This is a genomic window from Streptomyces sp. ISL-98, from assembly GCF_018614055.1.
Lineage (GTDB): Bacteria > Actinomycetota > Actinomycetes > Streptomycetales > Streptomycetaceae > Streptomyces > Streptomyces spiramyceticus.
The window spans coordinates 1-11489 of sequence record NZ_JAGGPB010000045.1 but is presented as its reverse complement, the minus strand read 5'-3'; the positions used below and the strand labels follow the sequence as shown (position 1 = coordinate 11489).

Annotated in this window: 10 protein-coding genes and 1 riboswitch; of the genes, 4 read left to right on the top strand and 6 right to left on the bottom strand. The window is 67.7% G+C overall.

Going from position 1 to position 11489, the window contains the following annotated elements:
• Window positions 1-3 precede the first annotated feature (3 nt).
• From cydB to hisC, 3 genes are all read right to left on the bottom strand, one after another.
• On the bottom strand, window positions 4-1005 hold the full coding sequence (gene cydB / locus J7I98_RS28520) for a cytochrome d ubiquinol oxidase subunit II (protein WP_214927910.1): 1002 nt from the start codon (window positions 1003-1005) through the stop codon (window positions 4-6).
• An 18-nt stretch (window positions 1006-1023) separates the two neighbouring features.
• A complete protein-coding gene (locus J7I98_RS28515; RefSeq protein ID WP_214927909.1) occupies window positions 1024-2529 on the bottom strand; it encodes a cytochrome ubiquinol oxidase subunit I in 1506 nt (501 codons plus the stop codon).
• Between the two features lie 224 nt (window positions 2530-2753).
• The gene (hisC, locus tag J7I98_RS28510; RefSeq protein WP_214927908.1) at window positions 2754-3833 is read right to left on the bottom strand and encodes a histidinol-phosphate transaminase; all 1080 of its coding nucleotides are present in this window, start codon (window positions 3831-3833) and stop codon (window positions 2754-2756) included.
• 349 nt (window positions 3834-4182) lie between these two features.
• On the opposite strand from hisC, the gene J7I98_RS28505 reads away from it, so the two are divergent.
• The 3 genes from J7I98_RS28505 (at window position 4183) to J7I98_RS28495 (ending at window position 7602) form a co-directional block, all read left to right on the top strand.
• The gene (locus tag J7I98_RS28505) at window positions 4183-5295 is read left to right on the top strand and encodes a LacI family DNA-binding transcriptional regulator (RefSeq protein WP_214927907.1); all 1113 of its coding nucleotides are present in this window, start codon (window positions 4183-4185) and stop codon (window positions 5293-5295) included.
• Between the two features lie 193 nt (window positions 5296-5488).
• The gene (locus tag J7I98_RS28500) at window positions 5489-6589 is read left to right on the top strand and encodes a metallophosphoesterase (protein ID WP_374225184.1); all 1101 of its coding nucleotides are present in this window, start codon (window positions 5489-5491) and stop codon (window positions 6587-6589) included.
• Window positions 6590-6771: 182 nt separating this feature from the next.
• Window positions 6772-7602, top strand: a complete 831-nt coding sequence (locus J7I98_RS28495) for a hypothetical protein (RefSeq protein WP_214927905.1) — start codon at window positions 6772-6774, stop codon at window positions 7600-7602.
• Between the two features lie 49 nt (window positions 7603-7651).
• Here the strand turns inward: J7I98_RS28495 and thiC are convergent, their stop codons facing one another.
• On the bottom strand, window positions 7652-9427 hold the full coding sequence (gene thiC / locus J7I98_RS28490; protein ID WP_214927904.1) for a phosphomethylpyrimidine synthase ThiC: 1776 nt from the start codon (window positions 9425-9427) through the stop codon (window positions 7652-7654).
• Window positions 9420-9557, bottom strand: a riboswitch (TPP riboswitch). (Overlaps the previous gene by 8 nt.)
• Window positions 9558-9628: 71 nt before the next feature.
• Here thiC and J7I98_RS28485 point away from each other — a divergent pair.
• Window positions 9629-10948 (top strand): YibE/F family protein, encoded by a 1320-nt coding sequence (locus J7I98_RS28485; RefSeq protein ID WP_214927903.1) that lies wholly within the window; start codon window positions 9629-9631, stop codon window positions 10946-10948.
• A gap of 10 nt (window positions 10949-10958) precedes the next feature.
• On the opposite strand, the gene J7I98_RS28480 is transcribed toward J7I98_RS28485, so the two are convergent.
• Together J7I98_RS28480 and J7I98_RS28475 are read right to left on the bottom strand one after the other, a co-directional pair.
• Entirely contained in the window at window positions 10959-11174 is a 216-nt protein-coding gene (locus tag J7I98_RS28480) for a DUF5326 family protein (RefSeq protein WP_214927960.1), read from the bottom strand.
• A gap of 179 nt (window positions 11175-11353) precedes the next feature.
• Window positions 11354-11489: transposase (locus J7I98_RS28475; protein ID WP_374225183.1), on the bottom strand; the 136-nt coding region annotated here is incomplete at its 5' end.

Below are 11489 nucleotides of genomic sequence, written 5' to 3'. Positions count from 1 at the left end.
CCACTAGTGGGCATCGGCAATGTGCTGCGTACCGATCCGCTTACGGAACACCCAGTACGTCCAGCCCTGATACAGGAGCACCACCGGCGTGGCGATCCCCGCGCACCAGGTCATGATCTTCAAGGTATACGGCGTGGAAGAGGCGTTGGTGACCGTAAGGCTCCACGCGTCATTCAGCGAAGACGGCATGACGTTCGGGAAAAGTGCCAGGAAGAGCATCGCAACGGCGGCCACGATGGTCACCCCCGAGAGCGCGAAGGCCCACCCTTCACGCCCCGCCGCCGTGAGAGCGATGGCCGCGACCAGCGCCAGCACTGCCACGATCATCGCGACGAGGCTCTCGGTGTCGCCGTTGTCCTTCTGCGTCCACAGCAGGAAGACGAGCGCCAGCACTGCGGTGACCGCGCCGAGCTTCAGCGCCAGGTTGCGTGCCCGCCCGCGGATGTCGCCGAGCGTCTTGAGCCCCGCGAACACCGCGCCGTGGAAGGTGAAGAGGGTCAGCGTGACAAGCCCGCCCAGCAACGCGTACGGGTTGAGCAGGTCCCCGAGATTGCCGACGTACTCCATCTCCGCGTCGATCTTTACGCCGCGCACGATGTTGGCGAAGGCGACGCCCCACAGGAAGGCCGGCAGCAGCGAGGTCCAGAAGATCGCGTGCTCCCAGTTGGTCTGCCAGCGCTCCTCGTTCCGCTTGGCCCGGTACTCGAACGCGACGCCGCGCACGATCAGGCACAGCAGGATGAGCAGCAGCGGCAGGTAGAACCCGGAGAAGAGGGTGGCGTACCAGTCGGGGAAGGCGGCGAAGGTCGCGCCGGCGGCGCTCAGCAGCCACACCTCGTTGCCGTCCCAGACGGGCCCGATGGTGTTGATGAGGACCCGCCGCTCCTTGCGGTCACGGGCGAGCAGTTTCGTCAGGACACCGATCCCGAAGTCGAAGCCTTCCAGGAAGAAGTAGCCGGTCCAGAGAACGGCGATGAGTACGAACCAGACGTCGTGGAGTTCCATACCTCAGCTCCTCATTCCTCAGTACGAGAAGGCCATCGGCCGGTCGGCGTCTTTCTCGTCGCCGCCGATCTTGGTGGGCGGGTTGAGGTCGGACTCCGTGAGTTCGGGCGGTCCGGCCTTGACGTACTTCAGGAGCAGCCTCACCTCGATCACGGCGAGGACCGCGTAGAGGAGGGTGAAGACGGTCATCGAGGCGATGACCTCGCCCTGCGAGACGCCGGGGGAGACCGCGTCGCGGGTGCGCAGGACGCCGTACACGACCCAGGGCTGACGCCCCATCTCGGTGAAGATCCAGCCCCAGGAGCTGGCGATCAGCGGGAAGCCCATCGTCCACAGGGCGAGGAGCCAGTACCACTGGGCGAACCTGGCGTTGAGCGGCTTCTTGAAGAGCACCAGATTCGGTACCTCGTCCTCACCGGTCCGCAGTCGCGGCGGCAGCATGAACTTCTTGCGGGTCAGCCACAGCCCGAGCAGCCCGAGCCCGAAGGACGCCATGCCGAAGCCGATCATCCAGCGGAAGCCCCAGTACGCGACGGGGATGTTGGGCCGGTAGTCGCCGGGCCCGAACTGCTCCTGCTCGGACTTGTTGACGTCGTTGATGCCGGGGACGTACGAGGAGAAGTCGTCGTTTGCGAGGAAGGACAGCAGTCCGGGGATCTCGACAGCGACCGTGTTGTGGCCCTTTTCGACGTCTCCGTACGCGAATACGGAGAAGGGCGCGGGCGCCTCGCCGTCCCACAGCGCCTCGGCAGCGGCCATCTTCATCGGCTGCTGCTTGAACATGACCTTGCCGAGGAGGTCACCACTGACGGCGGTGAGCATTCCGGCGGCCACCACGGTGACCAGGCCGAGCCGCAGCGACATCCGCATCACCGGGATGTGCTTCTTGCGCGCCAGGTGGAAGGCGGCGATGCCGACCATGAAGGCGCCGCCGACGAGGAACGCGGCCGTGATGGTGTGGAAGAACTGGGTGAGCGCGGTGTCCTGGGTCAGGACCCGCCAGAAGTCGGTGAGCTCGGCCCGGCCCCGCTCCTCGTTGAAGCGGTAGCCGACCGGGTGCTGCATCCAGGAGTTGGCCGCCAGGATGAAGTACGCGGAGAGGACCGTGCCGATCGAGACCATCCAGATGCAGGCCAGGTGGATCTTCTTGGGCAGCTTGTCCCAGCCGAAGATCCACAGACCGATGAAGGTGGATTCGAAGAAGAAGGCGATCAGGGCCTCGAAGGCCAGCGGCGCACCGAAGACGTCGCCCACGAAGCGCGAGTAGTCGGACCAGTTCATGCCGAACTGGAACTCCTGGACGATGCCGGTGACGACACCCATGGCGATGTTGATCAGGAAGAGCTTGCCCCAGAACTTCGTGGCCCTGAGGTACTTCTCGTTCTCGGTACGCACCCATGCCGTCTGCAGGCCCGCGGTGAGCGCGGCGAGCGAGATCGTCAGGGGGACGAAGAGGAAGTGATAGACGGTGGTGATGCCGAACTGCCATCGCGCCAGAGTCTCCGGCGCCAGTGCCAGATCCACGTCGTCTTCTCCTTTTCTCCTAGGTCGCCGTAGTCACGGAGGCCGCCTGCCCCTTCAATCCCGCCTATTCCGGGCCATTAGGGACGCTTGTGAACGCGTTCACATTCACAAGCAATTATGACGCATACGTGTTCGCGACCTTGCAGGGGGTACACCCGTGCCCCCGAATGCCAGGACTAGGCACGCGGGGGCACAGGAAAGCCAGGCGAGACGACCTTCAGGCCTTACAGGCCCTTGCGAAATGTCTCTGCGGTGTGCAGGAAGATGTCGTTGGCCTCGTCCTCGCCGATCGTGACCCGCAGCCCCTCACCCGCGAAGGGCCTGACGACGACGCCGGCCTTCTCACAGGCCGCCGCGAAGTCGACCGTACGCTCCCCCAGCCGCATCCAGACGAAGTTCGCCTGCGTGTCCGGCACGGTCCAGCCCTGCTTGACCAGCGCCTCGTGCACCCGCTTCCGCTCGCAGACCAGCGAGCCGACCCGGCCGAGCAGCTCGTCCTCGGCCCGCAGCGACGCGACCGCCGCGTCCTGCGCCAGCTGGCTCACCCCGAAAGGCACCGCCGTCTTGCGCAGCGCAGCCGCCACCGGCTCGTGCGCCACAGCGAAGCCGACCCGCAGGCCCGCCAGGCCGTACGCCTTGGAGAAGGTACGCAGCACCGCCACGTTGGGGCGGCTGCGGTAGAGCTCGATGCCGTCCGGCACATCGGCGTCCCGGACGAACTCCCGGTAGGCCTCGTCCAGCACCACCAGCACGTCGGAGGGCACCCGGTCCAGGAAGCGCTCCAGCTCGGCCCTGCGCACCGCCGTGCCGGTCGGGTTGTTCGGGTTGCAGACAAAAATCAGCCGGGTCCGATCGGTGATCGCAGCGGCCATCGCGTCAAGGTCGTGCACATCGCCGGCCGTCAGCGGCACCTGCACCGCAGTGGCGCCGCTGATTTGCGTGATGATCGGGTACGCCTCGAAGGAGCGCCAGGCGTAGATCACTTCGTCGCCGGGACCCGAGGTCGCCTGAAGCAGCGACTGCGCGACGCCGACCGATCCCGTGCCGGTCGCCAGGTGCGTCACCGGCACCCCGAAGCGGTCGGCGAGCTCGTTCATGAGGCCGGTACAGGCCATGTCCGGGTAACGGTTGAAATTCCCGGCTGCGGCAATCGCGCTCTCCAGCACGCCGCGCAGCGGCGGGTACGGGTTCTCGTTGGAGGACAGCTTGTACGCCACCGGCCCCCCGGCAGCAGCAGGCTTGCCCGGCTTGTAGGTGGGGATGCCGTCCAGCACCGCGCGCAGCTTGGGGCTCGTCTCGCTCACTTCGGGTCCTCCTTGACCGTACGTACCACCAATACTGCTCACCTTATGAGGATTGACGCCCCGTGCGAACAGCAGGCGCCCGGAAAGGGGGGAGCGCTGCCCGCCGTGGCGCGCGCCGGTGGCTCACGCCGTGGCGCGCATCCCCCGTGAAGGTGAGTTGAGACCTCTTCGAGACCTGGGCCACTTGGCAGGACCGTACCGCTCGACAAGCGCCACCCAATGCCCAGTAACGCCAACTGCCTTATATTGCAAGGTCATTGACGGCTCATCACCTTGCAGAAACGTGCCTGTCAACGCGTGCATATGCATCCGCCCTAACCACCCGCCCGAGCCCTACTATCGGCTCGCCATGACAGCAGCAGGGAAGCATCAGGTGAGCCGGACGGAAACCCCCCGGCGGAGCACCCGGCCAGGGCGAGCGGGCATTCGGGACGTCGCCGCCGCAGCCGGTGTCTCCATCACGACGGTCTCCGACGCGCTCAACGGCAAGGGCCGGCTCCCGGACGCCACCCGCAGCCATGTTCGCGAGGTCGCCGAAAGACTGGGCTACCGCCCTTCCGCGGCGGCCCGGACCCTCCGTACGGGCAAGTCGGGCCTCATCGGCCTGACCGTGACCACGTACGGGGATGAACCTTTCACCTTTACGGAATTCGCGTACTTCGCAGAGATGGCGAGAGCGGCGACATCCGCCGCTCTCGCCCGCGGCTACGCCCTAGTCATCCTGCCCGCCACCTCCCGTCACGACGTCTGGTCGAACGTCGCCCTCGACGGCACCGTAGTCATCGACCCCTCCGACCAGGACGCCGTCGTCACCGAGCTCGTACGCCAGGGCCTTCCCGTCGTCTCCGACGGCCGGCCTGCCGGCACCCTGCCGGTGACCGCCTGGGTCGACAACGACCACGAAGCCGCCGTCCTCGACCTGCTCGACCATCTCGCCGACGCCGGAGCCCGGCGCATCGGGCTGCTCACCGGCAACACCACCGACACCTACACCCGCCTGTCCACCACCGCATATCTGCACTGGTGCGAGCGCGTGGGCCAGGACCCCGTCTACGAGTCCTATCCCGCGCACGACCCCTGCGCGGGCGCCGTAGCCGCCGACCGGCTGCTCGCCCGCCCGGACAGGCCGGACGCCGTGTACGGGCTCTTCGATCCCAACGGCACCGACCTGCTCGCCGCCGCCCGCCGCTACGGACTGCGCGTACCCGAGGACCTGCTGCTCGTCTGCTGCAGCGAATCCACCGTGTACGCCGCCACCGATCCGCCCATCACGACGCTCTCCCTGAAGCCGCGCAGGATCGGCACAGCGGTCGTCCAGCTCCTCATCGACGCCATCGAGGGCATCAATACCGACAGTCCCGTCGAGCAGGTCATACCGACCGAACTCATCGTCCGGACGTCCTCGCAGCGCAGAACGCATCGCACGACGGTGAGCCCGCCGCGCTCACCTGCCGGGGACTGACCCCGGGGTGACCTCGGTCGACCTCGGGGACCGACCTCCCCAATTCGGACGAAACAACCGTTGAACCGCGTGCGCATCCGGATTCACCACCCCTGGTGCGTCACACAGCCCGAGGCTCATTCCTATGATGGGCGCACGACACCGCGGACCAACCAAGACCAGGTGGGACCGAGAGGTGTACGGCGGCGCGACGGTGGTGGAGGGGTCGATGACTCAGGGGGCCGGTCAGGGACCCGCAGTGCGGACGGCTACATTGCGGGACTTCCGCGTACCGCCGTACGCACAGGCCCCCATTCCCGCGGACGCGAACACATATGGGAACGCCTACGGCGAGGGTGAAGAGCCCGAGGGGTACACACCCACTCAGCGCGACCTCCCGGTGATCAGCCGCGGCGGTCCCGGCGACACGGTCCAGGTGTCGCTGCCGACCGAGCCCGAGCCGCGGCCCGAAGCGGCCGACGGCGGTCTCGGTCCGCTCTTCGTCGTCGGCGACGTCCACGGCTACCTCGACGAACTGATCGCCGCGCTGGCAGAACAGAACCTCATCGACGCGGAAGGCCACTGGGCGGCGGGCAACGCCCGTCTCTGGTTCCTCGGCGACTTCACCGACCGCGGCCCGGACGGCATCGGCGTCATCGACCTGGTGATGCGACTGTCCGCGGAGGCCGCGGCGGCGGGCGGCTACTGCAAAGCCCTCATGGGCAACCACGAGCTGCTGCTGATCGGCGCCAAGCGGTTCGGCGACACCCCCGTCAACTCCGGGGCGGGCACCGCCACCTTCCAGGCCGCCTGGCTGCTCAACGGTGGCCAGAAGGCGGACATGGACCGGCTCCAGGACGTACACCTGCAGTGGATGTCCCGCCTCGACGCGGTCGCGCTGGAGGACGCGCATCTCCTGACGCACTCCGACACGACCGCCTACCTCGATTACGGCAGCACCATCGAGGACGTGAACGACACAGTCCACGCCATCCTCACGCGCAACGACGCCGACGAGTGCTGGGACGTCTTCCGCAAGTTCACCAAGCGCTTCGCCTTCCGCGACGAGGGCGGCGCGCAGGCGGTGCGTGAACTGCTCAACGCGTACGGCGGCGAGCGCATCGTCCATGGTCACAGCCCGATCCCGTATCTCCTGGGGCAGGTGGGCAACGAGAGTTCCGACGACGGCGACGACAGCTCGGGGCCGGTCGTCGAGGGTCCTCATGTGTACGCCGACGGGCTCGCCATCGCCATGGACGGCGGTGTGACCATGGCCGGAAAGCTACTGGTGGTGCAACTTCCCCTGCATGGCTGACCGTCGTACGGGAAGGGGCAGCAGCACACTCGTCGCACCCACCGCGGGGCCAATTTCAGGAAACCCCCTGTCACCCCCTGCCGTGGGCGTTCTACCATCGGCTTATCCGTAGCAGGCTCTCCTCCGTTTCCGCCCAACTGCCCGCCCGGCGCGGGTTGTCCGGCCCTACGGAGCATCGGGGGATGCACATGAACAGCAGCGCTCCGCACCTGCTGGCCGAGGACCGCCCGGAATTCGCACGCGTCCTCGACGAGGCACTGCGCACTGCGCCCGACCGCCCGGACCTGGCCGCCGTCGGGCAGCGGCTCAACAGCGAACAGCTGCGCACCATGGCGCTGAACGCCACCGCGATCATCGCGACGGCGGCGGCAGCCGAGTACGACCACTACGTGAAGGTCCGCGAGGAAGTACGCACACCGCCCGGGGCAGCCACCGGCGGCAGTTCCGTTCTCGCCATGGGCGAGGCCACCGAGCCGACGGGCGCCGGCGCCGTCGCGGTCGTCGCCGTGCTGACCCCCGTGCTCGCGGGAACAGCCGCCGCGATCTTCCTGCTCGTCGGCTCTCTGCTGACGATGCTCACACCTGAACCGGCCTTCGCCGAGACACTGCTGACGGCCGGCTGGTGTTTCGGGGGGCTCACCGCGGCGGGCATCCTCGTCGCCGCCGTCGGACTGCTGCTGACCGCTCTGCGCAACGGCTCGACGGCCTTCCCCGACGGGCAGGTGGGTGAACAGACCGAAGAGGTCGACCGGGCCAGGGAAGCCTGGCGGCATGCCCTGCTGGAGCGCGGGATCGTGCCGTTCCTGCGCGAAGCCATGGCCGACCCGGACGCGGGCCGGACTGCTCCCACGCCGCGCCGCCCTGCCGGCCGTATCCCGGATCTCGGGTACTCACGGCCGGACTTCAGCAGTCCCGGCCCGGACGGCGGCACCGCACCGGGGCCCCGCCCGAGCTACTCCAGCCCGGACTTCTCCAGCCCCGACTTCGGCGGTCCGGATCACAAACCCGAGTGATCCGGACCGGCCGCAGAGCAGAGCCAGGCCCCGCAGAGCCAGCTCGGGCTCAGTCGGCAATCGGGAGGTACACCCGGTTGCCGGCGGCGGCGAACTCCTTGGACTTCTCCGCCATGCCCGCCTCGATTTCGTCCTGCGTCCCCCCGTGGTCGCGTCGGATGTCGTGGCTGATCTTCATCGAGCAGAACTTCGGCCCGCACATGGAGCAGAAGTGCGCGGTCTTCGCCGGCTCGGCGGGGAGCGTCTCGTCGTGGAACTCCCGTGCCGTGTCCGGGTCCAGAGCCAGGTTGAACTGGTCCTCCCAGCGGAACTCGAAACGCGCGTCGGACAGTGCGTCGTCCCACTCCTGCGCCCCCGGGTGCCCCTTGGCGAGATCCGCCGCATGTGCGGCGATCTTGTAGGTGATGACGCCGGTCTTCACGTCGTCACGGTTGGGCAGACCCAGGTGCTCCTTGGGCGTGACGTAGCAGAGCATGGCCGTGCCCCACCACGCGATCATTGCCGCCCCGATGCCGGAGGTGATGTGGTCATACGCCGGGGCCACGTCCGTCGTGAGCGGGCCGAGCGTATAGAAGGGGGCCTCCTCGCAGATTTCCTGCTGGAGGTCGATGTTCTCCTTGATCTTGTGCATCGGGACGTGACCGGGACCCTCGATCATCGTCTGTACGTTGTGACGCTTGGCGATCGTGTTGAGTTCCCCGAGGGTCTTGAGCTCGGCGAACTGTGCCTCGTCGTTGGCGTCCGCGATCGAACCCGGCCGCAGGCCGTCGCCGAGCGAGTACGTCACGTCGTACGCCGCGAGGATCTCGCAGAGCTCCTCGAAGTGCTCGTACAGGAACGATTCCTTGTGGTGCGCCAGGCACCACGCGGCCATGATCGAGCCGCCGCGCGAGACGATGCCGGTCTTGCGCCGGGCGGTCAGCGGGACGTACTGGAGCCGCACACCCGCGTGGACCGTCATGTAGTCGACGCCCTGCTCGGCCTGCTCGATGACAGTGTCCTTGTAGACGTCCCAGGTCAGCTCCTCCGCGCGGCCGTCGACCTTCTCGAGGGCCTGGTAGAGCGGAACGGTGCCGATCGGCACGGGAGCATTGCGCAGGATCCACTCACGCGTGGTGTGGATGTTGCGGCCGGTCGACAGGTCCATGACCGTGTCCGCGCCCCACTTGGTGGCCCAGGTCATCTTGTCGACCTCCTCCTCGATGGAGGAGGTGACCGCGGAGTTCCCGATGTTGGCGTTGACCTTCACCAGGAAACGCTTGCCGATGATCATCGGCTCGATCTCCGGGTGATTGACGTTCGCCGGCAGGACGGCCCGGCCCGCCGCGATCTCGTCCCGTACGACCTCGGGGGCGACGTTCTCGCGGATCGCCACGAACTCCATCTCGGGCGTGATGTCCCCGCGGCGCGCGTACGCGAGCTGGGTCACCGCCTGCCCGTCACGGCCCCGGCGGGGCTGGCGCGGACGCCCGGGGAAGACCGCGTCGAGGTTCCTGAGGCCCCCGCGCGGCGAGGTGTGCTTGATCCCGTCGTCCTCGGGACGGACGGGGCGGCCCGCGTACTCCTCGGTGTCGCCCCGGCCGATGATCCAGTTCTCGCGCAGCGGCGCGAGCCCCCGGCGTACGTCCGTCTCGATGGTCGGGTCGGTGTACGGGCCGGACGTGTCGTACAGCGTCACGTCCTTCCCGTTGGTGAGGTGCACCTGACGGACCGGCACGCGGAGATCCGAGCGCGAGCCCTCGGGCCCCGCGACGTATCCCTTGTGCCAGCCCGGCTTGCGCCCGTCCTGGCTGGTGGCAGGCGTGTGTGCATCCGCTGTGGTCATGAGACCTACTCCCTACGCCGGCATTACCCGGTAACAGGTTCGGCGGTCGACGCAGCGGCTTTCGTACGGATTTACGTACGAAGGTCAGCGCCCTCTCAGCCCGGTGCTCCGAGCTCCCGCGTGTGCAAAGGTGCCCCCACGCTAGCGTCATGTCTGGCGCGCTGAACAGAGGGCCCCCTCCATTCTTGCGATGATCGGTCGGTGACGTCCCCACAGCCAACGCCCGAATCGCACGGCCACACCCACAGCCACGGGCCCGCCGCGCCCGTCTCCAAGCACCTCCGCAAGGTCATCGCGGCAGTGCTGATTCCTTTCGCCACAGCGGTACTCGTCGGCCTCTTCGTCCTCTGGCCCGGCGGCGCACCCGAACACGAGCGCACAGGTGTCGGTTTCGACCGGCAGACCGTGGACGGCAAGGTGACGTCCGTCCAGCAGGTCGACTGCAAGGACGTGAACGCCGCCCAGGTACCGCCGACCGGTGACACATCGACGCCCTCCGGCCGCGAGGCGCAGCAGGCCCAGCAGGGCACCTGCGAGAAGGCGACGATCGAGGTCACGTCCGGCAAGGACAAGGGCCGCACCTTCACCGAGATCGTCCAGCCGGACGCACCGAGGCAGCTGCGCGAGGGCCAGGGCGTGGTGGTGGCGTACGCGCCCGACGCGCCACGCGACCTCCAGTACTCGGTCACCGATGTGGACCGCGGCCTGCCGATGTCCCTGCTGGCCGGGATCTTCGCCCTCGCGGTGATCGTGGTCGGCCGGATGAAGGGCGTGATGGCGCTGATCGCGCTCGCGGTGTCCTTCGCCGTCCTGACGCTGTTCATCCTCCCTGCGATCCTCCAGGGCTCGAATCCGCTGATCGTCGCGGTCGTCGGTGCGAGCGCCATCATGCTGATCGCGCTCTACGCCTGCCACGGTCTGACGGCCCGCACGTCCGTCGCCGTCGTCGGCACGCTCGTCTCGTTGCTGTTGATCGGGCTGCTGGGCTCGCTCTTCATCGACTGGGCGTCCCTGACCGGCAACACCGATGACAACACCGGACTGATTCACGGTCTTTATCCGGACATCGACATGAGCGGTCTGCTGCTCGCGGGCATCATCATCGGTTCGCTCGGCGTGCTCGACGATGTGACGGTCACCCAGACATCGGCGGTCTGGGAACTCCGCCAGGCCGACCCGACGATGGGCCCACGCGCCCTCTACCGGGCCGGCATCCGTATCGGCCGTGACCACATCGCGTCCGTCGTCAATACGCTCGTCCTGGCCTACGCAGGCGCCGCCCTGCCCCTGCTGCTGCTTTTCTCCATCGCAGAGAGCAGTGTCGGCACGGTCGCCAACAGCGAGCTGGTCGCGGAAGAGATCGTGCGGACACTGGTCGGCTCGATCGGTCTGGTCGCCTCGGTGCCGGTGACGACCGCGCTCGCGGCTCTGGTCGTGTCTGCCGACCGGACCTCACCTGCAGAATCCGCCGCGGCCGCCCCCGCGCGCGGCGGCGGCAGGGGGCGGCGCCGCAAGCGCTGAGCCCATGGGACTACCAGTCGCTGCTCGACGAGGACGAGGAGGACGTGAACTTCCGTACGACGTAGATCAGACCGCCGACCACTGCGACGAAGACGAGAACCTTGAAGAGGATCGCGATCAGCAGACCGATGGCGCTCAGGATCGCTCCGCCGAATACGACCAGAGCGATGACGGGCACCGCGACCCACTTCACCCACCACGGCATTCCCGCGTATATCTCGCGCACAGACATCGTCCTGCCTCTTCTCCCTCGGGGCTTTCTTCCTGCCCTCGATGCTAGGGGCGAGGGGGTGGTCAACGGGGGCTCCGGAGCCCTTGAAGACCCCTGACCGTCCCCCTAAGGGCTGTCCCGTAAATGATCTACAGTCGCCTCGGGCGTGGTTGGCCGCCTTGCGGGTCGCTCGTCTATCCGGTGAGGGCAAGGTTGTGCATGCGGGCGATGCCGAGCATGGCGTGGTGGCCGCCGTCGCCTTTGAGGCGGCAGTCGCGGAGGATCTTCCAGGTCTTCATGCGGGCGAAGACGTGCTCGACGCGGGCGCGG

What these genes read in the sequence shown, in the direction of transcription:
- cydB (WP_214927910.1), bottom strand. Translation starts at nt 1,005, where the DNA reads ATGGAACTCCACGACGTCTGGTTCGTACTCATCGCCGTTCTCTGGACC.
- J7I98_RS28495 (WP_214927905.1), top strand. Translation starts at nt 6,772, where the DNA reads ATGCACATGAACAGCAGCGCTCCGCACCTGCTGGCCGAGGACCGCCCG.
- J7I98_RS28505 (WP_214927907.1), top strand. Translation starts at nt 4,183, where the DNA reads ATGACAGCAGCAGGGAAGCATCAGGTGAGCCGGACGGAAACCCCCCGG.
- thiC (WP_214927904.1), bottom strand. Translation starts at nt 9,427, where the DNA reads ATGACCACAGCGGATGCACACACGCCTGCCACCAGCCAGGACGGGCGC.